The sequence below is a fragment of the Streptomyces sp. NPDC033174 genome, from assembly GCF_055577795.1.
Map to the genome: position 1 here is coordinate 220,400 of NZ_JBVIPQ010000008.1, position 25,288 is coordinate 245,687.

General features: G+C 71.6%; 19 protein-coding genes. 9 read left to right on the plus strand and 10 right to left on the minus strand.

From position 1 onward, the window contains the following. Positions 1 to 61: 61 nt before the first annotated feature. The 6 genes from ACZ5VC_RS25400 to ACZ5VC_RS25425 form a co-directional block, all read right to left on the minus strand. Positions 62 to 760, minus strand: coding sequence for an ester cyclase (locus ACZ5VC_RS25400; RefSeq protein WP_469122305.1), 699 nt, complete (start codon positions 758 to 760; stop codon positions 62 to 64). 51 nt (positions 761 to 811) lie between these two features. Beyond that, complete coding sequence (locus ACZ5VC_RS25405) at positions 812 to 1,840, minus strand: hydroxyacid dehydrogenase (RefSeq protein WP_469122306.1); 1,029 nt, start codon at positions 1,838 to 1,840, stop codon at positions 812 to 814. Between the two features lie 38 nt (positions 1,841 to 1,878). Then, positions 1,879 to 2,718: a carbohydrate ABC transporter permease gene (locus ACZ5VC_RS25410; protein WP_469122307.1), complete on the minus strand. Its 840-nt coding sequence runs from the start codon at positions 2,716 to 2,718 to the stop codon at positions 1,879 to 1,881. Beyond that, the gene (locus tag ACZ5VC_RS25415; RefSeq protein ID WP_469122308.1) at positions 2,715 to 3,602 is read right to left on the minus strand and encodes a carbohydrate ABC transporter permease; all 888 of its coding nucleotides are present in this window, start codon (positions 3,600 to 3,602) and stop codon (positions 2,715 to 2,717) included. Before ACZ5VC_RS25415 ends, ACZ5VC_RS25410 begins: the two co-directional genes overlap by 4 nt. 5 nt (positions 3,603 to 3,607) lie before the next feature. Then, positions 3,608 to 4,930 carry an ABC transporter substrate-binding protein gene (locus tag ACZ5VC_RS25420; protein ID WP_469122309.1) on the minus strand — a complete coding sequence of 441 codons (1,323 nt, stop codon included), beginning with the start codon at positions 4,928 to 4,930 and terminating at the stop codon, positions 3,608 to 3,610. A 138-nt stretch (positions 4,931 to 5,068) separates the two neighbouring features. Next, on the minus strand, positions 5,069 to 6,187 hold the full coding sequence (locus ACZ5VC_RS25425; protein WP_469122310.1) for a LacI family DNA-binding transcriptional regulator: 1,119 nt from the start codon (positions 6,185 to 6,187) through the stop codon (positions 5,069 to 5,071). 193 nt (positions 6,188 to 6,380) lie between these two features. Between ACZ5VC_RS25425 and ACZ5VC_RS25430 the strand changes: the two genes are divergently transcribed. Continuing rightward, on the plus strand, positions 6,381 to 8,234 hold the full coding sequence (locus ACZ5VC_RS25430) for a DUF2264 domain-containing protein (RefSeq protein WP_469122311.1): 1,854 nt from the start codon (positions 6,381 to 6,383) through the stop codon (positions 8,232 to 8,234). On the opposite strand, the gene ACZ5VC_RS25435 is transcribed toward ACZ5VC_RS25430, so the two are convergent. Continuing rightward, positions 8,231 to 9,004, minus strand: a complete 774-nt coding sequence (locus tag ACZ5VC_RS25435) for an SDR family NAD(P)-dependent oxidoreductase (RefSeq protein ID WP_469122312.1) — start codon at positions 9,002 to 9,004, stop codon at positions 8,231 to 8,233. The genes ACZ5VC_RS25430 and ACZ5VC_RS25435 overlap by 4 nt on opposite strands. Positions 9,005 to 9,070: 66 nt before the next feature. After that, on the minus strand, positions 9,071 to 9,733 hold the full coding sequence (locus ACZ5VC_RS25440) for an MOSC domain-containing protein (RefSeq protein WP_469122313.1): 663 nt from the start codon (positions 9,731 to 9,733) through the stop codon (positions 9,071 to 9,073). Between the two features lie 80 nt (positions 9,734 to 9,813). Here ACZ5VC_RS25440 and ACZ5VC_RS25445 point away from each other — a divergent pair, with 80 nt between their 5' ends. Next, positions 9,814 to 10,707 carry a LysR family transcriptional regulator gene (locus ACZ5VC_RS25445; RefSeq protein WP_468708283.1) on the plus strand — a complete coding sequence of 298 codons (894 nt, stop codon included), beginning with the start codon at positions 9,814 to 9,816 and terminating at the stop codon, positions 10,705 to 10,707. 77 nt (positions 10,708 to 10,784) lie between these two features. On the opposite strand, the gene ACZ5VC_RS25450 is transcribed toward ACZ5VC_RS25445, so the two are convergent. Beyond that, on the minus strand, positions 10,785 to 11,114 hold the full coding sequence (locus ACZ5VC_RS25450) for a WhiB family transcriptional regulator (RefSeq protein WP_469122314.1): 330 nt from the start codon (positions 11,112 to 11,114) through the stop codon (positions 10,785 to 10,787). Positions 11,115 to 11,572: 458 nt separating this feature from the next. Here ACZ5VC_RS25450 and ACZ5VC_RS25455 point away from each other — a divergent pair, with 458 nt between their 5' ends. The 4 genes from ACZ5VC_RS25455 (at position 11,573) to ACZ5VC_RS25470 (ending at position 15,931) form a co-directional block, all read left to right on the plus strand. Next, on the plus strand, positions 11,573 to 12,184 hold the full coding sequence (locus ACZ5VC_RS25455) for a response regulator transcription factor (protein WP_003948568.1): 612 nt from the start codon (positions 11,573 to 11,575) through the stop codon (positions 12,182 to 12,184). 295 nt (positions 12,185 to 12,479) lie between these two features. After that, entirely contained in the window at positions 12,480 to 13,067 is a 588-nt protein-coding gene (locus ACZ5VC_RS25460) for a sigma-70 family RNA polymerase sigma factor (protein ID WP_468708280.1), read from the plus strand. 127 nt (positions 13,068 to 13,194) lie between these two features. After that, entirely contained in the window at positions 13,195 to 14,700 is a 1,506-nt protein-coding gene (gene guaB, locus ACZ5VC_RS25465) for an IMP dehydrogenase (protein WP_469122315.1), read from the plus strand. Between the two features lie 106 nt (positions 14,701 to 14,806). Then, on the plus strand, positions 14,807 to 15,931 hold the full coding sequence (locus ACZ5VC_RS25470; RefSeq protein ID WP_469122316.1) for a GuaB3 family IMP dehydrogenase-related protein: 1,125 nt from the start codon (positions 14,807 to 14,809) through the stop codon (positions 15,929 to 15,931). Positions 15,932 to 16,015: 84 nt separating this feature from the next. On the opposite strand, the gene ACZ5VC_RS25475 is transcribed toward ACZ5VC_RS25470, so the two are convergent. Further along, positions 16,016 to 17,257: a nucleotide sugar dehydrogenase gene (locus ACZ5VC_RS25475; RefSeq protein ID WP_469122317.1), complete on the minus strand. Its 1,242-nt coding sequence runs from the start codon at positions 17,255 to 17,257 to the stop codon at positions 16,016 to 16,018. 268 nt (positions 17,258 to 17,525) lie between these two features. Between ACZ5VC_RS25475 and ACZ5VC_RS25480 the strand changes: the two genes are divergently transcribed. The 3 genes from ACZ5VC_RS25480 (at position 17,526) to ACZ5VC_RS25490 (ending at position 25,153) form a co-directional block, all read left to right on the plus strand. Continuing rightward, on the plus strand, positions 17,526 to 19,232 hold the full coding sequence (locus ACZ5VC_RS25480) for a glycerol-3-phosphate dehydrogenase/oxidase (RefSeq protein WP_469122318.1): 1,707 nt from the start codon (positions 17,526 to 17,528) through the stop codon (positions 19,230 to 19,232). A gap of 366 nt (positions 19,233 to 19,598) precedes the next feature. Then, positions 19,599 to 22,082 (plus strand): serine/threonine-protein kinase, encoded by a 2,484-nt coding sequence (locus ACZ5VC_RS25485; protein ID WP_469122319.1) that lies wholly within the window; start codon positions 19,599 to 19,601, stop codon positions 22,080 to 22,082. 137 nt (positions 22,083 to 22,219) lie between these two features. Then, positions 22,220 to 25,153: a protein kinase gene (locus ACZ5VC_RS25490; protein WP_469122320.1), complete on the plus strand. Its 2,934-nt coding sequence runs from the start codon at positions 22,220 to 22,222 to the stop codon at positions 25,151 to 25,153. Positions 25,154 to 25,288: the final 135 nt, after the last annotated feature.

Below are 25,288 nucleotides of genomic sequence, written 5' to 3' on the forward strand. Positions count from 1 at the left end.
GCGGTGGGACGGGGGTCTTCTGCTTGCCTTGTGCGGTTGTGTCGCGTTCCTTCCGGCTGCGTCACATTTCCAGTACGTCGAGCTGGCCCATCAGGCCGAGCCGGTCGTACTGCCACCAGCCCTCCTCGATCTTGCCGTCCTCACGGAAGCGGTGGACGACCGTGCCGGTCATGGAGACGTTCTTGCCGGTGGGGGCGATCCCCATGAATTCGCCCTTGTGGGTGCCCTTCCAGGTCATGCGCGTGCACACCCGGTCACCCTCGGCCATCTGGTCCTCGATGTCGAAGACGAAGTCGAAGCCGCCGCGCCACTCCTCGGCGCCGCGCCGGAACGCGTCCATGCCGATGGCGTCCGGATCGTTGCCGGGATCGTGATCGTGGTAGTTCTCCGCGAGCACCTCGTCGAGCGGGGGCAGCTCGCCCCTCATCGCGAGCAGCTCGAAGAACCGGCGGGACGTCGTCTTGAAGAGCTGTTCGTCGCGGACCACGTCCAGGTCCATGAACGTCGGCATCCCGTCACACAACGCGACCATCTCCTGGAAGATCCGGTCGGTCTCGGGAAGCTTCGAGTTCTTCATCGCCACTTCGTAGGACGGGAATTCGACGATCTCCACGAGGTGGGAGCCGTCGGAGCGGTCCTTGCCGAGGACGTTGTGGGTGGCGGTCCGCTTGCCCTGGGTCTGCTCGATCCACTTGTCCAGGAGCCGGTTCATGTCGTCGAACCGCTCGGTCTTGCAGTCGATGATCTGTACGAATGTCATGGTGCCTCCCGACTGGGTCGGACAAGCCCCATTTTAGACAGTGGGGCGTTATCAGGCCGTTCGGTTCAGTGCCCCCGGGAGCACCGGGTCCGCGAAGGGCTCCCCGCGCGCGAAGCGCTCCAGCTCGTCCAGCGCATGGTCGGCCATCCGGTGCAGTTCATTGCCCAGGGACCCGGCGATGTGCGGGGTGAGCAGGACGTTCGGCAGTGTGTAGAGGGGGGAGTCCGGGGGCGGCAGCTCCGGGTCGGTGACGTCGAGGACCGCGTGGAGACGGCCCGAGACCAGATGCGGCAGCAGGGCGGGCTCGTCGATCAGCGAGCCGCGCGAGGTGTTGATGAGCGTGGCCCCGTCGCGCATCAGGCCCAGCTGGCGCGGGCCGATCATCCGGTACGTCGCCGGGAGCTGCGGGGCGTGGACGGACACGATCGCGCTCTGCGCGCAGAGGGTGTCCAGGGAGGCGAGCTCCACACCGACCGCGGCCGCCTCGGAGGCGGTGACGAACGGATCGTGGAGCAGGACCCGCAGGTCGAAGGGGCGCAGCAGCTCGATGACCCGGCGCCCGATGCGCGAGGCACCGACGATCCCGACCGTACGGCGGTAATTCCCGGCACCGTCGAGTTCCCGGCGCCAGTCGTGGGCGGCGCGCAGTTCCCCGTAGAGGTGCGCTGCCCGCTGGACCCGCTTGCCCGCGAGCAGGATGGTCGCGAGCGTGTACTCCGCGACGGGGAGGGCGTTCGCCCCGGCGGCCGAGGTGACCGCGATGCCGCGCTCCCAGCAGGCGTCGGTGATGTGGTGCTTGACCGACCCGGCGGCGTGGACGACGGCCCGCAGGCGCGGCGCGCGGTCGAGGATCCCGGGCGTCAGCGGAGTGGCGCCCCAGCAGGTGAGGAGGACCTCCGCCCGTTCGAGCGCCCGGGCCACGGCCGGGGAGGGGTCGGCGAGATCGTGGGCGACCAGGTGCGGGTCGGTGCGGGTCAGAGTCGCGAGGCGGGTGCGGTGGGCGTCGGTGAGCAGGCGCTGCGCGATGTCCGGTGCCATCGCCAGCAGCAGCGCGGGCCGGTTGTCAGTGGCGTGGTGCATGGTGGAACTGAAGCTCCTCACTTGGCCTGGTGTGCTCGTCACTTGACGCTGCCGGCGGTCAGACCGGCCTTCCAGTGGCGCTGGAGCGAGACGAAGGCGACGACGAGGGGGACGATGGCGAGCAGCGAGCCGGTGACGACGAGGGGGTAGAAGTCCGGCTCGGCGTGGGCGTTGCTGTTCCACGCGTAGAGGCCGAGGCTCAGCGGGAAGAGGTTCTGGTCCGACAGCATCACCAGGGGGAGGAAGAAATTGTTCCAGATCGCGGTGAACTGGAAGAGGAAGACGGTCACGAAACCCGGCATGACCATGGGCAGCCCGATCGACCAGAAGATGCGCAGCTCGCCCGCCCCGTCGATACGCGCGGCTTCCAGGGCCTCGTCGGGGATGTAGCCCGCGCTGAAGACCCGGGCGAGATAGACGCCGAAGGGGTTCACCAGGACCGGGATGAGCACGGCCCAGTACGTGTTGACGATCCCGGTCTCGCTGGCGAGCAGATACATGGGAAGGGCGAGGGCGGTGGTCGGGACGAGCACGCCCAGCAGGACCACGCCGAACAGCTTCTCCTTGCCCGGGAAGTCGTACTTGTCGAAGGCGTAGCCGGCGGCGACGCTGATCAGCGAGCAGACGACGGCCCCGCCGCCCGCGTACAGCAGGCTGTTGAGATACCAGCGGACGTAGACGCCGTCGCCGTAGTCGGCCAGGCGGGTGAGATTGCCGCCGAAGTCGAAGCCCTCGAAGGAGAAGGCGTTCCCGGCGAGCAGACCGCCCGCGTCCTTGGTGGCGGCGGTGACCAGCCATACGAGGGGGAAGAGCATGTAGACGACGGCGAGGAGCAGGGCTCCGTTGACGGCGGCCCTGGAGAGCCGGCGGTTCGTCACGGGCGCTTCCCCTTCCGTCCGGTGAGGCGTGTGACCGCGAAGGAGAGCAGCGCCGCGGTGAGTGCGAGGAGTACGGAAGCGGCGGCGGCGAGCCCGTAGTCGTTGCGGTCGAAGGCCGCGGTGTAGGCGTACATGTTCGGGGTCCAGGTGGAGGTGACGGCGGAGCCCGTGCCCTTGTTGAGGATCAGCGGCTCGGTGAACAGCTGCAGCGAGCCGATGACGGTGAACAGGCCGACCATCGCCAGGGAGGCGCGGATCAGGGGGAGTTTGACACTGAGGGCGATGCGCCAGGCTCCGGCGCCGTCCACGGTGGCCGCTTCGAGGACGGACCGGTCGATCGCCTGGAGGGCCGCGTAGAAGATCACCACGTTGTAGCCCAGCCACTCCCACAGGGCGATGTTGACCACGGAGGGGAGAGCGGCACCGGGGGAGAAGAAGTCGAGGCGGACGCCACCGGACTCCATCACGGCGACGACCGGGCTGAGTTGGGGGGTGTAGAGGTAGACCCAGATCAGCGCGGCGATGATGCCGGGGACGGCGTGCGGCAGGAACAGCGCGAGCTGGAAGAAGCGACGGGCCCGGGCCAGTGCCGAGTCGAGCAGCAGGGCGAGCGCGAGGGCTCCGGCGAGCAGCAGGGGAATGTAGAGGAGGCAGTATCCGAGCAGTACACCGAAGCCGTCGAGGAAGGCCCGGTCACCCAGTGCGGCCAGGTAGTTGTCGAGGCCGCTGAAGACGGTCTCGGTGCCGCCGAAGCCCAGCCCCGACTGTTTCTCGGTGAACAGGCTGAGCCAGACCGCGTAGCCGACCGGCACCACCATCACCGCGGTGAACAGGGTGAAGAAGGGGGCGAGCAGTACCGTGGCGGCGCGGGTGCGGGCCTTCATCGAGGTCAGCCCTCGACCTTGAGACCGCGCTTGGTCAGCTCGGCCACGGTGGCGTCGTGCCCGGCCCTGACGGCGTCGGCGAGGGTGGTGCCACCGCCCTTGACCTTGCCGAACCGGTCCTTGATGGCGCTGTTGGTCGTGCCGGTCGCGGGGCCCCAGGTCCAGTTCGGCCCGATGGAGGCACCGGCGGTCTCGAACAGCGCGTAGATGTCCTGACCGCCGTAGAAGCCGGCGTCGAAGGACTTCTTGGCCACGGGGCGCAGCGCGGTGGCGGCGGGGAAGGCGCTGGAGGTCCCCGAGGCGATGCGTGCCGTGACGCCCTCCTCCGTGGTCGCCATCCAGGTGGCGAACTCGACCGCCGCGGCCGCCTTCTTGCTGCCCTTGGTCACGGCGAAGGTGGAGCCGCCGAGCATTCCGCTCGCGGGTTTCCCGTCCCAGGTCGGCACCGGGGCGACGGCCCACTTGCCGCCCTGCTCGGGCAGGGTGCCCTTGAGGACGCCCGCGCCCCAGGAGGCGCCGAGGTAGCCGATGGTGGTGCTGTTCTTCAGCGAGCCGGTCCACTCCGGGCTGAACGAGGCGTTGTTGTGGACCAGTCCGGCGTCGAGCAGGCCCTGCCAGTACGCGGTCACCTTGGTGGTCGCCGGGTCGGTGGTGTCGACCTTCCAGGTCTCGTTCTCGGCCTTGAACCACTGGGCGCCCGCCTGCCAGGCCATGGCTTCGAAGGTGGTGGGGTCGTCGGGGAAGAAGGTGGCGATCCGCGCCTTGGCGTCGGCCTTCTTCACCTTCTCCGCCGCGGCCTTGAACGCGTCCCAGGTCGTGGGCACGGCGACGCCGTACTTGGCGAAGAGATCCTTGCGGTAGTAGAAGACCTGCGGCGCGGCGTCGAACGGGACGGCCCAGGTCTTGCCGCCCAGTGTGGTGAGTTCGACGGCCTGCGGGAGCAGCTTCTTCCGGTCGTCCTGCGAGAAGTGCGCGCCGATGTCCTGCAGGGAGCCGGCGCTGACGAACTCGGGCAGCGAGGGGTACTCGATCGAGACCAGGTCGGGGGCGTTGCCCGCCTTCACGGCGTTGGAGATCTTGGCGTAGCCGCCGGCGTTGCCGGACGGGATCTCCTCGAACGTCACCTGGATGTTCCTGTGCGACGCGTTGAAGGCGTCGACGACATCCTTGGAGCCCTTGGCCCAGCCCCAGAAGGTGAGGGTCACGGGCTTGCCGTCGGACCCTTGGGCCGAGGTGTCGTCACCGCTGCCGCCGCAGGCCGTGAGGACGGCGAGGGCGGTAACGGTGCCGGCTATGACACGAGACGTTCTGCTCCAACTGCGGCTCACGGCACGGCTCCTGGGGACGGGCGGCATGGACGTTGTGGCCGCGATCCTTGAACCAGTACTGACCGAAGTCAAGAGCGAAAGATTGATTGATCGAAAAAAGGTCAGATCGATCAGAAGCGAGGTCGCCCCGTCCCGGGCTCAGGCCCGTACCGCTCCGCACGAGGCCCGAACGCGCAGGCGGGGCAGCAGGGTGAGATGGCGCCTGGGGGCCTCCTCGCCCTGGCCCCCGCCCGCGTCCCCGTCCTCGTCCGTGCCGCCGGTGAGCCGGTCCAGCAGCAACTCCGCGGCGTGGCGCCCCACCTGGCGCTTGGGCGGGGCGACCGCCGTCAGCGGGATGGGCGCGAGGGCGGCGACCTCGTCGTCGTACGCGATCACGGCCAGATCGTCCGGCACGCGCACGCCGAGCTCGGCGAGCCGCTGCACCATCTGGATGGCGTCCACGTCGTTGTGGACGAGCGCGGCCCTCGCCCTGCCCGAGACGACCGCCGACCGGATCGCCGCCACCGCCTCCTCGAACTTCTCCGGGTGGGTGTCGGCCGGCATGGAATCGATCACCGGCCCCGGCGCCCGCAGCCCGAGCGCGTCCAGCGCCTCGCCGTACCCGGCCCGCACGGCGAGCGCCGTCGGACTGTCCGAACGGGCCACGAGCAGAGGCGATCCATGCCCGAGCCCCACCAGATGGCGTACGGCGAGCAGCACCCCGTGCCGGTGGTCGGACGACACCCGGTCGAGGCCGTCCATCGGGGAGCCGGGCGCCGCGCGCCGCTCCACGAGCACGGCGGGGACGGGCAGTTCGGCCAGCCAGTCGCCGTACGCGGCCCGGTCCTCCGGCGCCCGCCAGCCGGGGGCGACCAGCACGCCCTCGGCGCCCGCCGCGAGGAGCCCCTCGGTCCGGGCGCGGTCGTCCTCGGGCCGATAGTCCGATACGCGCAGGACAAGCCGCGCCCCGGCCCGCGCCGCCGCCTCGTGCGCCCCCCGGATGACCTCGGCGAAGTAGTACGTCGACGAGGGCGCGAGCAGGCCGATGACCAGGCCCGCGCCGGCTCGCGCAATTCCCGGTTCGCGCCGCGGCGCCGGCCAGGAGACCTGGCCGTGCACCCGGTCCAGCAGACCCTGGCCGGCCAGCGCCTCCACGTCCCGGCGGGCGGTGACCGAAGAGACGCCGAGCAGCGCGGCCAGCTCCGAGACCCTCGCCGAACCGCGCTCCCGCACCAGGGTCAGCAGTCGGTCGTGACGTTCAGCAGCACTCGCGCGCACGGCGGAAGTCTCCCTCGCGGTGGGGGTGGCCGGGTCAGGAGTCGCCCGGGTAGCCAGACCCTAATGCACGCGTGATCGAACGACGGGAGTTTCGATCATTCGGTCTGATCCATTGACGGTCGATCACGCCCATGTCCATCATTCCGGCGACGCAGCGAGCCGATCTCCACGAGCCGATCTCCAGGGGAGCATCATGCCCACGCCGCCCGAGAACCGTGTCCTCAGCCCGTACACCGGGTGGACCCGCGCCCACTGGGAGGCCGCCGCCGACGAACTCCTCCTGGCCGTCCGGCCGTACGCCTCGCCCCGCCACGGTCTGATCCAGCTTCCCGGCGACCGCCCCAGCTGGTCAGGGGCCCGTTCCGACGGCCTCGAAGGCTATGCCCGGACGTTCCTCCTCGCCGCGCTCCGGGTCGCGGGCGCCCGGGGCGACGACCCGCACGGCCACCTCGCGCGCTACGCCGAGGGCCTCACCGCCGGCACCGAATCCGGTGCCGGCACCCGTGCGGGCCCGCGCACTCACCCGGACCGCGGCAGCCAGTCCATCGAGCCCCATGACTCCGGTGACACATGGCCGCTCATGGCGGATGTCCGCCAGGCCGTCGTCGAAGCGGCGTCCGTCGCCCTCGCCCTTCGCCTGACCCGACCCTGGCTCTGGGACACGCTCGGCGACCGAGCCCGCCGACAGGTCGTCGACTGGCTGCTGCCGGCCCTCGGACCCTCACCCGTCGACAACAACTGGTGGCTCTTCGGCCTCACCGTCGCCGGCTTCCTCCAGGACGCCGGCATCGAGACCGACCGCGCCGCCGCCACCATCGACCGCTCCCTCGCCCGGATCGACGAGTGGTACCTCGGCGACGGCTGGTACAGCGACGGCGACAACCGCGCCTTCGACCACTACAACGCCTGGGCCCTGCACTTCTACCCCGTCCTGCACGCCCACCTCTCCGGTGACCAGGACCTGCTCACCCGGTACGGCCCCCGGCTGCGCGCCCAACTCGACGGATATGTGCGCCTCTTCGACCGCAACGGCTCGCCGCTTCCGTACGGCCGCTCGCTCACCTACCGCTTCGCCGCGGCCGCCGCCCCCTGGCTCGGCGCCCTCACCGGCCACACCCCGCTCACCCCCGGCGCCACCCGCCGCCTCGCCTCCGGCGCCCTGCGCCACTTCCTCGACCGGGGCGCCACCGACGCGCGCGGGCTGCTCACCCCCGGCTGGCACGGCCCGTACCCGCCGCTCGTTCAGCACTACTCGGGCCCGGCCTCTCCCTATTGGGCGTCCAAGGGCTTCCTCGGCCTCCTCCTGCCCACCGATCACCCGGCATGGACCGATCCCGAGGAGCCGCTCCCCGCCGAGACCTGCGACGCGGTCACCCCCCTCCACGCACCGGGCCTGCTCATCCAGTCCACCGCCGCCGACGGACTCGTACGCCTCCACAACCACGGCAGCAACCACGTCGGCCACGACGGGCCCGACGACGACCCGGGCTACGCCCGCTTCGCCTACTCCACCCGCACCGGCCCCACCGCCCCCGGTGACCAGGCCGACAACCACTTCGCCCTCGTCCTCGACGGCACGGTCACCACCCGCGGCCCCGCCACGCCGCTCGGCACCGGACCGGGCTGGGCCGCCTCGCACCACACCCCCCGCCCCGGCGTGCGGGTCCTCTCCGCCACTCTCGCCCACGGCCGTGCCGAGGTCCGCGCCCACCTGGTGCTCGGCGCGCCCGAGGGCACCGCCGTACGCCAGACCGGCTGGGCCACCACTCCCGGCGGGCCCACCGCCCAACTCCACCCGGTCCACGGCTACCCGCGGTGCACCGAGACCGTCGCACTCACCACCGGCTCCACCCTCCAGAACCCCCGCTCCCGCACCGCCGTGCTGCACGCCACGGTCACCGGCCCCGAGGCCCTCTTCGTCGCGCTCGCCTCGCTGACCGACGAGCCGGACCCCGCACCGGTCGCCACACTGGCCGACGTCCACGTCACGGGCCGAACGATCCGAGTGACCTGGCGGAACGGAACCACGGCCCACCTCGCCCTCTAGCGAGGGCCGTACTTGCGCCCCGCCTTGGAGCTCACCCCTCCGAGCAGGCCGCGAGGGGCCAGCTTCACCACACCCATCAGCGCCTTGTAGCGCGCGTCCGGAATGGACAGCGTCCTGCCGCGCGCCAGATCCGCCAGCGCCGTCTCCACCAGCTTGTCGGCGTCCAGCCACATCCAGCGGGGGATGTTGTCCGTCCCCATCCCGGCCCGCTCGTGGAACTCCGTCCGCACGAAGCCCGGGCAGAGCGCCATCAGCCGCACCCCGCTGCCCGACAGGTCCCGCGCCGCGCCCTGAGTGAACTGCACGACCCACGACTTCGACGCGCCGTACGTCCCCCGGGGCACGAAGGCCGCCACCGACGCGACGTTCACCACGCCGCCCCTGCCCCGTCCGCGCATCGATTCGGCGGCCGCCGACGTCAGCCGCAGCACGGCCTCGCAGTGGACCTTCAGCATCTTCAGCTCGTCGGCCATGGACACGTCCAGGAACCGGCCCTTGTTCCCGAACCCGGCGTTGTTCACGAGCAGATCGACCGGCTGCTTCGGGTCGGACAGCCGCGCCTCCACGGCCGCGATCCCGTCGTCCTCGGACAGGTCGGCCGCCAGCACCTCCGCCTCGACGCCATGCCGGTCGTGCAGCTCGGTCGCGTGCTCGCGGAGCCGCTTCACATCGCGGGCCACCAGCACCACGTCATGCCCGTTCGCCGCCAGGCGCCGCGCGAAGGCGGCGCCGATCCCGGCCGTAGCGCCTGTAATCAGTGCAGTCGTCATACGCGGCACGTTAGTGCCCCGGGCCGGCGGGCAAGGTACGCGCCTTCCCCGCCCGTCCCACCGCTCCTACTCCCCGTACTTGGCGGTGTGGGACCGCGCCACCCCAAGCAGCCCGGCCTCCATCCACTCGGCCGCGGCCAGCGTGCGCGGCAGCAGTGAGCGCTCGGTGGTCGCCGCCCGGTGCAGCAGCGACACGGTGATGTCATGGGCCGGCCGGTGCACGATCCGGAGCGGGTCGCCCGCCGCGATCTCACCGGGCTCGATCACCCGCAGCAGCGCGCCCGGCGCCCCGGCCTGCGTGAAACGCCGCACCCAGCCCTTCTCGCCGAGGAAGCCGGCGAAGGTGCGGCACGGGATGCGGCCCCCGGTCACCTCCAGCACCACGGACCCGGCCGCCCAGCGCTCCCCGATCAGCGCGCCGTTCACATCGAGTCCGCTCGTGGTCAGGTTCTCCCCGAACTGTCCGTTGGCGAGCGGGCGTTCCAGCTCCTTCTCCCAGGCGTCGAGATCCTCGCGCGCGAAGGCGTACACCGCGCGGTCGTCGCCGCCGTGGAACCGCAGGTCGCAGACGGCGTCCCCGGCGACCCCGCTCGCCACCCCCTCGGCCCCCGGCGCCGTGATCCGAACCGGTCCCAGGACGGGGCGCTTGTCGATGCCCGACGTTCCCGAGGGCGCATCGGTGTAGTCCACGGGCCTCGCCTGCCCGACATTGACGCTCAGTACCTTCATGTCGGGCACCCTAAGTGACTGGGCTCAAAGAAGCAGTGAGGTATTCGCTGCCAAACCCAAGAGTCCCTTATGCTCGAGGCATGATCGAGGCCCGCCACCTGCGCGTCCTGCGCGCCGTTGCCGCCACCGGCTCCTTCTCCGCCGCCGCGCGTGAGCTGGGCTGCACCCAGCCCGCCGTCAGCCAGCAGATGAAGGCCCTCGAAACCTCCGCGGGCACCCCACTCCTCATCCGTACGGGACGCGAGATGCGCCTCACCCAGGCGGGCGAGGCCCTCACCCGGCACGCCGCCGGCATCCTCGCCGGTCTCACCGCGGCCGAGGAGGAAGTGGCCGCCATCGCGGGTCTGCGGGCCGGCCGCGTCCGGCTGGTCTCCTTCCCGAGCGGAAGCTCCACGCTCGTCCCCACCGCGCTCGCCGCCCTGCGCGCGGCCCACCCCGGCACCCGCGTCTCGCTCGTGGAGGCCGAGCCGCCCCGCTCGGTGGACATGCTGCGCGAGGGCGACTGTGATGTGGCGCTGGCCTTCCGCTATGGCACGGGCGCCGCCGAATGGGACGACCTCGTCGTCCGCCCCCTGCTCGTCGACCGGCTCGTCGGCCTCGTCCCCGAGGGCCACCGCCTCGCCGAAGCCGGTTCCGTCTCCATCGGCGACCTGGCTGAGGAGCCCTGGATCGCCGGATGCCCCCGCTGCCGCCGCCAGTTGGTCGAGGTGTGTGAGAGCGCCGGCTTCACCCCCCGCATCGACTTCGCCACCGACGACTACCCGGCGGTCGTCGGCCTGGTCGGCGCCGGCCTGGGTGTGGCGGTACTGCCCGAGCTGGCCATCGAGTCGGTCCGCCCCAAGCGGGCGAGAACCGTGACCGTGGAGCCCCCTGTGGAGCGCGAGATCGTCGCCCTCACCCTGCCGGACCTCGCGCAGGTTCCGGCCGTGGCCGCGACGCTGGATCAGCTGACCCGGGCCGCCGCGCGCGCGTAAAGCCGCCCTTCCGGCCGTTGGGGCCGCCGGGTGCCGGTGATGCCCCCTCTGTGCAGATCCTGTGCAGAAACGTTCCTTCAGGCGCGCGTCGCGCCGGTCGCGCTCGACGCGGCCGAGGTGATCAGACGGTTGCGCGCCCGACCCATGAGTTCCTCGCGTTCGTCCTCGGTGAGGCCGCCCCAGACGCCGTAGGGCTCGCGTACGGCGAGTGCGTGTGCCGCGCACTGCGCGCGTACCGGGCACCTCATGCAGACCTCTTTCGCCGAGTTCTCACGCGCACTCCGTGCCGCGCCGCGCTCTCCCTCGGGATGGAAGAACAGGGAACTGTCCACCCCCCGGCAGGCTGCGAGGAGTTGCCAGTCCCACAGATCGGCGTTGGGTCCGGGAAGGCGGGAGAAATCTGCCATTGCGCTTGTCCCCTTGAAACCGTACTGAACGGATAGGTGGTGGGCGGGTTGATGGCTGATGGGTGGGGCCACTCGTGCCCGACGGGTCCGCCGGGGGGCGACGGACGGCTGGTGAGTCTGATCCGACCGTACAACTACTGTCTAAGTAGATGTAAATATGACTCATTGCGAATCTAGTCATAGACACCACATAAAGGGAAGAAATCCGGCTAAATGGGGCATACGTCTGCACAAGGGCGGACGACCTGCGATGCTCTCCTGCGTGTGCACTCCCTCACGTAGAGTGCCGAAGTCGGCCGTCCGACCCGTAACTCTTTCGAGTGACCGTCGTTGAGAGTGCGGAGGCGGTTGAGAGAACAAGCACTCGGGCAAGTGTCCGGGGGTGTCAACCGCACAGGTGACGATACGTACCAGCCCTGGAGGCTCAAGGTGACGCGCATCAGCTGCGGAGGGCGGCCATGACATCCGTCCTCGTCTGCGACGACTCCCCGCTTGCCCGAGAGGCGCTTCGACGCGCGGTCGCGACCGTGCCCGGCGTCGAGCGCGTGACCACCGCGGCCAACGGCGAGGAAGTCCTCCGCCGCTGGGGTGCGGACCGCTCGGATCTTATTTTGATGGACGTGCGCATGCCCGGTCTGGGCGGCGTGGAAACCGTCCGCCGACTGCTTTCCGCCGACCCCGGCGCACGCATCATCATGCTCACCGTCGCCGAGGACCTGGACGGTGTCGCGCTCGCGGTCGCCGCGGGGGCCCGCGGCTATCTGCACAAGGACGCCTCACGCGCCGAGTTGCGCGCGACCGTCACCCAGGCGCTGGCCGACCCGACGTGGCGGCTCGCCCCGCGTCGGCTCCGGTCGGCCGAGATGGGTGCGGCCCCGACACTCACCGCGCGTGAGATCCAGGTGCTCGAGGGCATGAGCCACGGACGGTCCAACGCCGAGATCGGGCGCGAGCTCTTCCTCTCCGAGGACACGGTCAAGACGCACGCCCGGCGACTGTTCAAGAAGCTGGGCGCCTCGGACCGGGCGCACGCCGTGGCGCTCGGCTTCCGCTGGGGCCTCGTCCGCTAGCGGTGACCGGTCGGATCCCCGTCCGCCGCCGGGCGGACGGGGCGGGTTCGGGCCTCCCTCGCGGGAGCCGCTCGTACCCCCGCTGCGGCAGTGGCTTCCGTCCTCGCCGCGGCGGCTTGTGTCACTTCCTCGCCGGATGCCGCATCCTTGAGGTGTGGAGTTCCTCGGGGACGAGTCGATCGAGCGGAAGGGGAGGGCGCGGGAGATGAGTTCCGGCGCACCTGCTCATAACGCTTCGGTGCACAACTACGGACGCGGTGCCGCGAATCAACAGGCGCCAAGGCACCATGGAGCGATGCGCGACGACGAGGCTGCGACTGCCCCTGGGGCGATCGGTGCACTCGTTCACCGTGCCGTCGAGGGCGACGAGCAGGCCACGCACGATCTTCTGGCCCATGTTCACCCCCTTGCCCTGCGCTATTGCCGCACGCGGCTGAACCGGCTTCCCGGTGATGCTCGCCACTTTGTCGAGGACCTCGCGCAGGAAGTCTGCGTCGCCGTCCTGATGGCTCTGCCGCGCTACAAGGACACCGGCCGGCCCTTCGAGGCGTTCGTCTTCGCCATCGCCGGACACAAGGTCGCCGATCTGCAGCGGGCCGCCATGCGGCATCCCGGGTCCACCGCCGTGCCCTCCGACGAGATGCCGGAGCGGCCCGACGATTCCCTGGGTCCCGAGGAGCGGGCCCTGCTCAGCGATGACGCCGAGTGGGCCAAGCGGCTCCTCGCGAACCTGCCGGAGAACCAGCGGGAGCTCCTGGTGCTCCGAGTGGCGGTAGGACTGACCGCCGAGGAGACCGGCCAGATGCTCGGGATGTCTCCCGGGGCGGTACGGGTGGCTCAGCACCGTGCGCTCAGCCGGCTGAGGGCGCTGGCGGAGCAGTGAGATACGGCGCGCCTGCGCACGTATGAACGTACAAATCTGCTGGGTGATCTTGATCGTGGAATGAGACACCCCCGTAGCCCGTTAGCATGGACATCCGCACCGATCAAGGCCATTTGGGGAAGGTGTCATGACTGCAAACGTCGACGGAGTGCCCGAGAAATTCGCGACACTCGGGCTGACCTACGACGACGTGCTGCTGCTGCCGGGCGCGTCCGACATGGCGCCCGACCAGATCGACACCTCCTCGTACATCTCCAAGAACGTACGGGTGAACATCCCGCTGCTCTCGGCGGCGATGGACAAGGTCACCGAGGCCCGCATGGCGATCGCCATGGCGCGGCAGGGTGGCGTCGGCGTGCTGCACCGCAATCTCTCCATCGCCGACCAGGCCAACCAGGTCGACCTGGTGAAGCGCTCCGAGTCCGGCATGGTCACCGACCCGATCACGGTGCACCCCGACGCGACGCTCGGCGAGGCCGACGCGATCTGCGCCAAGTTCCGCATCAGCGGTGTCCCGGTCACCGACGCGGCGGGCAAGCTGCTCGGCATCGTCACCAACCGCGACATGGCCTTCGAGACGGACCGCAGCCGCCAGGTGCGCGAGGTCATGACGCCGATGCCGCTGGTCACGGGCAAGGTCGGCATCTCCGGCGTGGACGCCATGGAGCTGCTGCGCCGCCACAAGATCGAGAAGCTCCCGCTGGTCGACGACGCCGGGCTGCTCAAGGGCCTCATCACGGTCAAGGACTTCGTCAAGGCCGAGAAGTACCCGAACGCCGCCAAGGACAAGGGCGGCCGGCTGCTCGTCGGCGCGGCCGTCGGTGTCGCCGGGGATGCCTACGAGCGCGCCCAGGCGCTGATCGAGGCCGGTGTCGACTTCATCGTCGTCGACACCGCGCACGGCCACTCCCGGCTGGTCGGCGACATGGTCGCCAAGATCAAGTCCAACTCCACCAGCGTCGACGTCATCGGCGGCAACATCGCCACCCGTGACGGCGCACAGGCGCTGATCGACGCGGGCGTCGACGGCATCAAGGTCGGCGTCGGCCCGGGCTCCATCTGTACGACCCGGGTGGTCGCCGGTATCGGCGTCCCGCAGGTCACCGCGATCTACGAGGCCTCCCTCGCCGCCAAGGCGGCCGGTGTCCCGGTCATCGGCGACGGCGGTCTGCAGTACTCCGGCGACATCGCCAAGGCCCTGGTGGCGGGCGCCGACACGGTGATGCTGGGCTCGCTGCTGGCGGGCTGCGAGGAGTCCCCGGGCGAGCTGCTCTTCATCAACGGCAAGCAGTTCAAGTCGTACCGCGGCATGGGCTCGCTCGGCGCCATGCAGACGCGTGGCGAGCAGCGCTCCTTCTCCAAGGACCGCTACTTCCAGGAGGGTGTCGCCTCCGACGAGAAGCTGGTTCCCGAGGGCATCGAGGGGCAGGTGCCCTACCGCGGCCCGCTCTCGGCGGTCGTCCACCAGCTGGTCGGCGGTCTGCGCCAGTCGATGTTCTATGTCGGCGGCCGGACGGTGCCGGAGCTCCAGGCCAACGGCCGGTTCGTACGGATCACCTCGGCGGGCCTCAAGGAGAGCCACCCGCACGACATCCAGATGACGGTCGAGGCGCCGAACTACAGCAGGAAGTAGCACGGACTCTCGGTGAGGGGCGGTTCCGGCATGTGGCCGGGACCGCCCCTCCCGCGTGTGTCGGGGATACTGGTAGGCGCAGACGTAGAGGGAAAGGCCACACATCGTGACTGAGATCGAGATCGGGCGCGGCAAGCGCGGCCGCAGGGCGTACGCGTTCGACGACATCGCCGTCGTCCCGAGCCGGCGCACCCGGGACCCGAAGGAGGTCTCGATCGCCTGGCAGATCGACGCCTACCGGTTCGAGCTGCCGTTCCTGGCCGCCCCCATGGACTCGGTGGTCTCCCCGCAGACCGCCATCCGCATCGGTGAGCTCGGCGGGCTCGGCGTGCTGAACCTCGAAGGTCTGTGGACCCGCTACGAGGACCCGCAGCCGCTGCTCGACGAGATCGCCGAGATGGAGGAGGAGACCGCGACCCGCCGTCTGCAGGAGATCTACTCCGCTCCCATCAAGGAAGAGCTGATCGGGCAGCGCATCAAGGAGGTGCGCGACTCGGGTGTGGTCACCGCCGCCGCGCTCTCCCCGCAGCGCACCGCGCAGTTCTCCAAGGCCGTCGTCGACGCCGGTGTGGACATCTTCGTCATCCGCGGTACGACGGTCTCCGCCGAGCACGTCTCCGGCGCCGCCGAGCCGCTGAACCTGAAGCAGTTCATCTACGAGCTGGACGTCCCGGTCATCGTCGGCGGCTGCGCCACGTACACCGCCGCCCTGCACCTGATGCGCACGGGCGCGGCGGGCGTGCTGGTCGGCTTCGGCGGTGGCGCCGCGCACACCACCCGCAATGTGCTGGGCATCCAGGTGCCCATGGCGACCGCGGTCGCCGATGTGGCCGCGGCCCGCCGCGACTACATGGACGAGTCCGGTGGCCGCTATGTGCACGTCATCGCGGACGGTGGCGTGGGCTGGTCGGGCGACCTGCCGAAGGCCATCGCGTGCGGCGCCGACTCGGTGATGATCGGCTCCCCGCTGGCCCGCGCGACCGACGCGCCGGGCAAGGGCCACCACTGGGGCATGGAGGCCGTCCACGAGGACGTGCCGCGCGGCAAGCTGGTGGACCTGGGCATCGTCGGCACGACCGAGGAGATCCTGGCCGGTCCCTCGCACATCCCCGACGGGTCGATGAACTTCTTCGGCGCGCTGCGCCGGGCGATGGCGACGACGGGCTACAGCGAGCTCAAGGAGTTCCAGCGCGTCGAGGTGACCGTGGCGGACTCGCAGCACAGCCGCTGACGTTCCGCAGACGCACGCAAGGGGCCCCGCACCGACTGGTGCGGGGCCCCTTCCGTTGGGCCGTGGTCCGGCGGAGGGCGCGGGTCACAGACGGTGGGCCGCCCCCGCCGGGGTCGCTCCCCGGGTGTCGAGGAGGAGTTGGGCCTTCACCGCGAGGCCCTGGAGGTCGTACGTGCGGTGGTGCTGGAGCAGGATCGTCAGGTCCGCGTGGGCCGCGGCCTCGTAGAGCGAGTCCGCCCGGGGGACGGGGGCCTCGCGTACGCGCCAGTCGGGGACGTAGGGGTCGTGGTAGCTCACCACCGCGCCCAGATCCATCAGCCGGCGGGCGATCTCGTCGGCCGGGGAGCCCTCGCGGTCGGCGAGGTCCGGCTTGTAGGTGACTCCGAGCAGCAGGACCCGTGCGCCGCGGACGGATTTGCCGTGCTCGTTGAGGAGGGTGGCGCTGCGCTGGATCACGTACTGCGGCATGCGCTCGTTGACCTGGGTGGCCAGCTCGACCATGCGCAGCGGGCGGTGGGCGCCGATGGTGTCCACGGGGACGCCGTGGCCTCCGACGCCGGGGCCCGGGCGGAAGGCCTGGAAGCCGAAGGGCTTGGTCTCGGCGCAGCGGATGACGTCCCAGAGGTCGACGCCGAGGTCGTGGCAGAGCACGGCCATCTCGTTGACGAGGGCGATGTTGACGTGGCGGAAGTTGGTTTCCAGGAGCTTGACCGTCTCGGCCTCGCGAGGGCCGCGCGCGCGGACGACCTTGTCGGTGAGGCGGCCGTAGAAGGCGGCGGCGGCTTCGGTGCAGGCCGGGGTGAGTCCGCCGATGACCTTGGGGGTGGTGGCGAAGCCATGGCCCCGGTTGCCGGGATCGAGGCGCCCGGGGGAGTAGGCGAGCTGGAAGTCACGGCCCGCGCGCAGGCCCGAGGTCTCTTCGAGCAGGGGGCGGAGGACGTCCTCGGTGGTGCCGGGGTGCACGGGTGATTCGAGCAGCACGGTGGTGTGCGGGCGCATCCGCGTGGCGAGTGCGCGGGCGGCGTCGGCGACGGCCGTGAGGTCGAGCGTGTGGTCGGCGCCCAGAGCGGTGGGGGCGCAGATGACGGCGGTACGGACCCGGCCGAGCTCGACCGGGTTGGTGGTGGGACGGAAGCCCCCCGCGAGCATCCGGCGGATCTCGGAGGCGGTGAGGGAGCCGTCGACGGGTGGGCGTCCGGCGCAGAGCTCGGCGACGGGGCGCGGGTCGGTGTCGTAGCCGATGGTGTCGATACCGGCGGCGACGGCGGCCTGGGCGAGAGGGAGTCCGAGGTGGCCGAGGCCGATGACGGCGAGATCAGCGGGCATGAAGGAGGGCCGTCCTTCCCAGTAGCCGGAGGGGACGAGGCGCGCAAGCCCTGTGGACAGAATGGGGCGAACGCAATGTCAGACTAGGCGTAAATATGACCGATATGCGGCATTGCGCTGTCGTGTGTGCGCCGAGTGTTGATCTGCTGGGGGCCACCGCGTCACTCCCAGGATCCCGGGGATATCCACAGGCGGTGGCTGAAGTCGGTGAGCGGGGACAGAATCGAGTCTGTGAGCCCGACCACGTGGGGGACGACGGGAGGCAGCGGTGAGGACAGCGACACTGGGACCCGCGGAGCGCGCCGAGGCGCTCGCGGCCATGGCCGAGGGTGAAATGGACGTGCTGGTCGTGGGCGCCGGCGTGGTCGGAGCCGGGACCGCCCTCGACGCGGCGACGCGAGGACTCGCCACCGGGCTCGTCGAGGCGCGCGACTGGGCCTCGGGCACCTCCAGCCGGTCGAGCAAGCTCATCCACGGCGGCCTGCGCTATCTGGAGATGCTGGACTTCGCGCTGGTGCGGGAAGCGCTGAAGGAACGCGGGCTGCTGCTCGAGCGGCTGGCCCCGCATCTGGTGAAGCCGGTGCCGTTCCTCTATCCGCTCCAGCACAAGGGCTGGGAGCGTCTCTACGCCGGATCGGGTGTCGCGCTCTACGACGCGATGTCGGTGTCCTCGGGCCACGGCCGGGGACTTCCGGTCCACCGTCACCTGTCACGCCGCCACGCGCTGCGGGTGGCGCCCTGTCTGAAGAAGGACGCCCTGGTCGGCGCCCTGCAGTACTACGACGCCCAGATGGACGACGCGCGCTTCGTGACGACGCTCGTGCGGACCGCCGCCTCCTACGGCGCGAAGGTCGCCAGCCGGGCGCGGGTCGTCGGCTTCCTGCGCGAGGGGGAGCGGGTGGTCGGCGCCCGGGTGCAGGACGTCGAGGCCGGCGGGGAGTACGAGATCCGGGCCAAGCAGGTCGTGAACGCGACCGGGGTGTGGACGGACGACACACAGGCGCTGATCGGGGAGCGGGGGCAGTTCCATGTGCGGGCTTCGAAGGGCATCCATCTGGTCGTACCGAAGGACCGGATTCACTCGAATACGGGATTGATCCTGAGGACCGAGAAATCGGTGCTGTTCGTGATCCCGTGGGGACGGCACTGGATCGTGGGGACCACGGACACCGACTGGGACCTGGACAAGGCGCACCCGGCGGCGTCGAGCGCCGACATCGACTACCTGCTGGAGCACGTCAACTCGGTCCTGTCGGTGCCCCTCACCCGGGACGACGTGGAGGGGGTGTACGCGGGGCTGCGGCCGCTGCTCGCCGGGGAGTCGGACGCGACCAGCAAGCTGTCGCGGGAGCACACCGTGGCGCATCCGGTGCCGGGCATGGTCGTCGTCGCCGGCGGCAAGTACACGACCTACCGGGTCATGGCCAAGGACGCCGTCGACGAGGCGGTGCACGGGCTCGACCAGCGGGTGGCGTCATGCGTGACCGAGGACGTGCCCCTGCTCGGCGCCGAGGGGTACCGGGCGCTGTGGAACGCACGGGCGAGGATCGCGGCCCGGACCGGGCTCCATGTGGTGCGGGTGGAGCATCTGCTCAACCGGTTCGGTTCCATGGCGGAGGAGGTACTGGAACTGGTCGCCGCGGACCCGAGTCTGGGCGAGCCCCTGGCGGCGGCCGACGACTATCTGCGGGCCGAGGTCGTCTACGCGGCCTCGCACGAGGGAGCGCGCCATCTGGACGACGTACTGACCCGGCGTACCCGCATCTCCATCGAGACGTTCGACCGCGGGGCGCGCAGCGCGCGCGAGTGCGCTGAACTGATGGCGCCGGTCCTGGGATGGGACGAGGGGCAGATCAACAAGGAGGTGGCGCACTACGAGAAGCGCGTGGAGGCGGAGCGGGAGTCGCAGCGGCAGCCCGACGACCTGACGGCCGACGCGGCGCGCCTGGGTGCGCCGGACATCGTTCCGATCTAGTCCACGCGGTACGCGGGCCCCGGGGCGGAGGCGCCGGGGCATATGCCGTCTGCCTGTGCCACTCATCCTCCGTGGCACGTGCGGGAGTTGATGCGGATGGTGCCGCGGGCCCCGGGCGGCCCAGGAGCGCCGGGGCGTGCCCGGTGACCGCCGGCGCCGGGAGGGGCCCGGCCGTGCGGCCGTGACCTGCGCCCCGCGGGGTGGCATGGTGGGAACCGCTCACCGTGCGGCCGTCGTGTCGGAGTGCGGACCCGGGAGCAGTGCCGGTCCCGGGGTGAGGGACAATGGACCCTCTTCCAGGGCGGGTTACCGCATCGCGCGGGAGCGGCAGGCGCGGGCGAAGATCAGGGATCGCAGAGGGGACGCATGTCGGAGGCGGAGCAGTCGCGGGACACGGCGCGGGAACCTCGGCGGGACGCGGTGACGGGCGTCGAGCCGGACAGCGGTTCGGACGCCGGGCGGGGTGCCGGAACCACCCGTGACGGGGACGGCGTTCCCGCGCAGCGGGACGCGGAACCGGACACGGGGGTCGGTGCGCGGACCGCCCCGGAGCCGGGCACGGAAGCGGTCGAGCCGGACACGGAAACTGACGGGGCGTCGGCGGTGTCGGCGAGTGCGCCGTCGGGCGACGGCGGGCCTGGCGGGGAGTCCGGCGCGCCGTCGGACGAGAGCGCCGTGCAGGACGCGACCCCCGTTCAGGGCAAGAGTGCCGCGGCGGACGCGAGCCCCATACAGGACAAGCGCCCCGCGCTGGACAAGAGTCCCGCGTCGGACGCGACCCCGGTTCAGGGCAGGAGTCCCGCAGTGGGCGCGAGCCCCGTGGGCGGCGGTGCCGGTGGTGCGAAGAAGGCCGTGCTCTCCAAGGCGGACGCCCCGGTGCGGGCCGACGCCAAGACCAAGGTCAGTAAGTCGGGCACGTCGTCGGCGGCCCAGGGCGGGACCGCCGAGGGGCGGCTCCTGGCCGGCCGCTACCGGCTCGGCGGCGTCCTCGGGCGTGGCGGCATGGGCACGGTCTGGCGGGCCGTCGACGAGACGCTCGGGCGGACCGTCGCGGTCAAGGAGCTCCGGTTCCCGGGCGCCATCGACGAGGACGAGAAGCGCCGGCTGATCACCCGGACCCTGCGTGAGGCCAAGGCGATCGCCCGCATCCGCAACAACGGCGCCGTGACCGTCTACGACGTCGTCGACGAGGACGACCGGCCGTGGATCGTCATGGAGCTCATCGAGGGCAAGTCCCTCGCCGACGCCATCCGCGAGGACGGCACGCTGACCCCGCGCCGCGCCGCCGAGGTCGCGCTCGCGATCCTCGACGTACTGCGCTCCGCGCACCGCGAGGGCATCCTGCACCGCGATGTGAAGCCGTCCAATGTGCTGATCGCCGAGGACGGCCGGGTCGTCCTGACCGACTTCGGTATCGCCCAGGTCGAGGGGGACCCCTCGATCACCTCGACCGGCATGCTCGTCGGCGCGCCCTCCTACATCTCGCCCGAGCGGGCACGCGGCCACAGGCCCGGCCCGGCGGCGGACATGTGGTCGCTGGGCGGCCTGCTGTACGCGAGCCTCGAGGGCAGCCCGCCCTACGACAAGGGCTCCGCGATCGCGACGCTGACGGCGGTCATGACCGAGCCGGTGGACCCGCCCAAGAACGCGGGACCGCTGCTGGAGGAAGTCATCTACGGCCTCCTCGCCAAGGATCCCGAGCAGCGGCTCGACGACGCCGGGGCGCGGGTGCTGCTCAACGCGGTCGTCAACGGGCCCGCGGAGCCCGTCGCCGCCGAGCCGGAGCCGTCGCCCGAGGCCACCCGGGTCGTCGCGCTTCCCCCGATCCCGCCCGCCCCCGAAGGCCGGGCCAAGGACAAGGCCAAGGAGGCCGCCGACGTCGCCGCGGAACGGATGCGCGGCGCGCTGAAGTCCGTACGCAACGCCGCGGCGGCCGCGACCGCCGCCGCCACCGCGGCCGCGAAGCCCGAGCAGAAGCAGTCGCTGTCGCAGACCGGCGGGCGACCGGGCCGTCCCGCGCCCGTGCGGGCGCCGATCACCGATGTGGTGCCCCGTCGCACCCTGGTGATCATCGCGGTCGTCGTGGCGCTCGCCGTGCTCTCCACCGTCCTGTACGTCGCCTTGGGCGGGGACGGCACCACCGGCCAGGGCAAGGGCAAGGACGACAAGGCCGCTTCGGCCGGCGCCTCCACCGGCGGCGGTGACGCCCAAGGCGCGGACCAGGGCGGCACGACCACCACCCGTGGTGGCGGTCAGAGCACCGCTGGCAAGGGCGGGACGCAGCCCGGCAAGGACGGCTCGACCGGCGCCACGACCGGCGACGGCAAGGCGACCGGCGGCACCGGGGGGACCGGTGGCACAGGTGCCACGGCCGGCAGCGGCGGTGCGGTGCTTCCGGCGGGGTACGTCATGGTGACCAACGCGCGGTTCCACTTCACGATCGCGATGCCCAAGGCGTTCCGGATGACCGGAATAGCGGGCCGGAACTCCGGCGGGATCTTCAGCGCCTCCGGCGGTTTCCCGCGCGTCCAGGTCGACTTCAACGCCAACCCCAAGGACGACGCGGCCGCCGCCTGGGCGGCGGCCGTCAGCCCGGTGGCCGCCAGCAGCAACGGCTACCAGCACCACGGGATAAAGAGCGTCTCGTACAGGGGCTACCCGACGGTCGCCGACTGGCAGTTCGAGCGCAACCAGGGTGGTATGCGCGTCATGGTCCTCAACCGCGGCTTCAAGGTGGACGCCAACCACGGCTACTCCATCATGATCAGCTGCAAGTCCAGTGAGTGGAACGCCGCCGAGTGCAAGACGCTGCGCGATACGGCGTTCGCGACGTTCAGCCCCAAGGACTGACCAAGGCCACGTATCGTGAGAGCCCGGGGACCGTACGCAGCCGAACAGAGACGTTAACTGCACGGGACCGGATCGCAATTGACGGTTTCGTGCTGAACTACGGGACCTGGGGGACAGCGCGCTCGTGGGGAGGCGTCGTGGACGACTACGCGGGAAGGGTGCTCGCCGACCGCTACCGCCTTCCGTTGCCGCCTTCGGACGAGTACGAACTGGTCGAGACGCGGGCGTTTGACACATACAGCGGGCAGGAAGTCCTCGTCCGCCAGCTGCCGTTGCCGGAGGTCGTCGACGCCGAGGTGCTCGACGCGGACGGATCGACGGGGTACGCGCAGCGACGGGCGTCCGGGCGTACGACCCGGCGGCCGACGGATCCCGCCGTACGGCGGGCCATCGAAGCGGCACAGGCGGCGGCGCAGATCCCCGACCACCCCCGGCTGGACCAGGTCTTCGACGTCTTCGCCGAGGGCGGCTCGCTCTGGATAGTGAGTGAACTGGTCGCGGCCCGGCCGCTCGCGGCGCTCCTCGCCGAGCGGCCCCTGAACCCGTACCGGGCGGCGGAGATCGGCGCGGACGTCCTCACCGCCCTCCGGGTGCTCCACGCGCACGGCTGGACCCACCGGAACATCACCGTCCGGACGGTCCTCGTCTGCGACGACGGGCGGGTCGTCCTGACCGGGCTGGCCGCCGGAGCGGCGGAGGAGGCGCTCTGCGGGTACGCGCCGGTGCCGGACGCCGACGACGCCCCGGCCGCCGACGGCCCAGGCGCCGACGACACGGGCGGCTACGACTCCGGCTACGACTCCGGCTACGGCCCGGAGAGTTACGGCACGGACACCGGCGCATACGCGCCCGTCCACGACCCGGGCTTCCGCGCCCCGGGCTTCCACGGCCCGGACGTGCACGACCCGAGCGTCCACGACCCGAGCGCCCCCGGCCCCGGCTACGCCACGGGTGGCCACGACCCGAGCGAAGGCTCCCCGGGCCGCCCGCGTGTCCCCGGGGCGCGGCCCGAGTTGCCTGCTGCCGGCACCGAGGGATCCCCGGCATCCTCCTCGGCGGACGTACGAGCCGCGCGGGCGGGCGCCATCGCCGCGTACCGGGCGGGAGCCAGGGCCGCGGCGCGCCTCAACGAAGCCCAGGAGGACAAGCAGAGCCACGAGGATCACGGGAATGACGAGAGCCGTCAGAGTCGCGAAGGCCATCAGGGCGCCCCGGGCGCTCTCCGGGCCGGCGGGCCGCCGGCACCGCCCGGGGCCCGTTCCGGGGACGGCGGCACGCCCTACGACGCCCAGTGGTGGTCCCAGGCCGTGGACGACGACGACCTGGACGACGGCACCGAGGACGGCCCCGACGAGGGCGCCGACGGCGGCCGCGGCGGCGGGCCGCGGCGCGCGCTGCTCGCCGGGGTCTGGAACGACGGCCCGTCGGCGGGCCGGGACGGTGCCCGTTCGCTGCCGGCCGGTGGCGGAGGGCTGCCCCACGCCGGTCGTCCCGCCCTCCCGTCCGGTTACCGGTCGAGCGCGGCCACCCCGCCCCCGCGCGACAGCGGCCGCGACGCCCTGAAGGCCGACTCGCAGCGGGGCCAGGAGGGCCCGGCCGAACCGGCCCGTACCGGCGGCCGCTGGGACGACGTCGTGGCCGGGGGCCGGGCGCCCGCCTACCGGGGCCCCGGCACGCCCCTCGCCGCCGAGCGGGCCCGGCAGGCCCGGATCGCCGTGGTGGGCGCCGTCACCGAGCGCTGGGCGCCGGAGCAGGCCGGCCCCGTCCACGAGAACTGGCAGCTGGCCCCGCCCATCGGCCCCTCCACCGACCTCTGGGCGCTCGGCGCGCTGCTCTACCGCGCCGTCCAGGGCCACGCCCCGTACCCCGAGGAGAGCGCGGCCGAGCTGGTCCAGCTCGTCTGCGCCGAGCCCCCCGCCTTCGCCGAGGAGTGCGGGCCGCTGCGCCCGATCGTCGAGTCTCTGCTCCGCCAGGACCCGACCGAGCGGCCGGACTTCGAGGAACTGCGCGGCTGGCTGCGTTCGCTCGTCCGGTCCGCGCCCGAGCCCGAGGTGGGCACGGAGGCCGTACCGCTGCCGTCCTTCGACGGCACGCGGCTGCCCATCGTGCGCCGCCGCGGTGAGCTGGTGCGCAAACGCCGTGGCGGAGGAGTCTCCGCACACGGCCGTCATCGCCACAAGAAGGCCAAGGAGCCCCGGCGGACGCGCGAGCCCGGCCCGCGGGCGGACCGGGCCACCGCGTACAGCAGGTCGGAACACGGTCGGTCGGAGGCGTACGGCCGGACCGACGCATTCGGCCGGCCCGAGGGTTACAGCCGTCCCGAGACACCCGGCCGGCCGCTGCGGCCGGGCCGTTCGGAGCCGCCGCGCCGCGGACCGCGTTCCCTGGGGCGTCTGCTGCTGGTCCTCATCCTGCTCCTGCTGGCCGGAGCCGTCGTGTACGCCGTGAAGTTCATGCCCGGCTCCGACCCGGACCAGGGCCGGCCGGGCGGGCAGACGCCCGGCAGCGGGCAGTCCCCGTCGTCCCAGCAGCCCGGCGGGCAGCCCAGCAGCCCGTCCCGGCCGAGTCAGCAGGGCAGTACGACCCCCGGCACACCTCCCACGCCGGGCCGTCCCCTGGCCGCCGGCTACGCCCTGCGCGAGGACCCCGAGGGCTTCCGGATCGGCGTCGACAAGAAGTGGCAGCGCAGCCCGATCAACGACGCGGGACAAGTCCGGTACAACGGCAATGGCTTCACCCTGATCGTGGTCCCGGGCCGGGACACCGTCCAGACGGGCGGTTCCGATCCCATGACGTACCAGCGCACCAAGGAGCGAGAGCTCCAGCCCTGGCGCGAGTCCTCCTGGTCGAGCGCCTCCGGGCTGCGCAGGATCGACGTGGGTCAGCAAGCCATGGCCGAGGGGCAGTTCACCTGGCAGGACAGCAGCGGTCGTGAGGTATACGTACGGAACCTGGCGATGATCGTCGGCGGCCGGTACCACGTCATCCAGGTCATCGGTCCGGAGAGCCAGCGCGACAAGGTGTCCGAGATCTACCAACAGGCCGTCCAGGAGTACCGTCCCACGCGGTGATCCTCCGGGCGGCCGGCGCCCCTGTCCGTCGCAGCCCGTCGGCGGTCCGTCGCAGAGCGCGGCAGCCCGGCCCGGTGCCCGTAACAGTGCGGTTTCCTTTGCCTGCCCCGAGGTTCCGCCGTCAGCACCCCCCTC

What these genes read in the sequence shown, in the direction of transcription:
- ACZ5VC_RS25415 (WP_469122308.1), bottom strand. Translation starts at nt 3,602, where the DNA reads ATGAAGGCCCGCACCCGCGCCGCCACGGTACTGCTCGCCCCCTTCTTC.
- guaB (WP_469122315.1), top strand. Translation starts at nt 13,195, where the DNA reads ATGACTGCAAACGTCGACGGAGTGCCCGAGAAATTCGCGACACTCGGG.
- ACZ5VC_RS25430 (WP_469122311.1), top strand. Translation starts at nt 6,381, where the DNA reads ATGCCCACGCCGCCCGAGAACCGTGTCCTCAGCCCGTACACCGGGTGG.
- ACZ5VC_RS25445 (WP_468708283.1), top strand. Translation starts at nt 9,814, where the DNA reads ATGATCGAGGCCCGCCACCTGCGCGTCCTGCGCGCCGTTGCCGCCACC.
- ACZ5VC_RS25485 (WP_469122319.1), top strand. Translation starts at nt 19,599, where the DNA reads ATGTCGGAGGCGGAGCAGTCGCGGGACACGGCGCGGGAACCTCGGCGG.
- ACZ5VC_RS25460 (WP_468708280.1), top strand. Translation starts at nt 12,480, where the DNA reads ATGCGCGACGACGAGGCTGCGACTGCCCCTGGGGCGATCGGTGCACTC.
- ACZ5VC_RS25475 (WP_469122317.1), bottom strand. Translation starts at nt 17,257, where the DNA reads ATGCCCGCTGATCTCGCCGTCATCGGCCTCGGCCACCTCGGACTCCCT.
- ACZ5VC_RS25440 (WP_469122313.1), bottom strand. Translation starts at nt 9,733, where the DNA reads ATGAAGGTACTGAGCGTCAATGTCGGGCAGGCGAGGCCCGTGGACTAC.
- ACZ5VC_RS25400 (WP_469122305.1), bottom strand. Translation starts at nt 760, where the DNA reads ATGACATTCGTACAGATCATCGACTGCAAGACCGAGCGGTTCGACGAC.
- ACZ5VC_RS25455 (WP_003948568.1), top strand. Translation starts at nt 11,573, where the DNA reads ATGACATCCGTCCTCGTCTGCGACGACTCCCCGCTTGCCCGAGAGGCG.
- ACZ5VC_RS25405 (WP_469122306.1), bottom strand. Translation starts at nt 1,840, where the DNA reads ATGCACCACGCCACTGACAACCGGCCCGCGCTGCTGCTGGCGATGGCA.
- ACZ5VC_RS25450 (WP_469122314.1), bottom strand. Translation starts at nt 11,114, where the DNA reads ATGGCAGATTTCTCCCGCCTTCCCGGACCCAACGCCGATCTGTGGGAC.
- ACZ5VC_RS25435 (WP_469122312.1), bottom strand. Translation starts at nt 9,004, where the DNA reads ATGACGACTGCACTGATTACAGGCGCTACGGCCGGGATCGGCGCCGCC.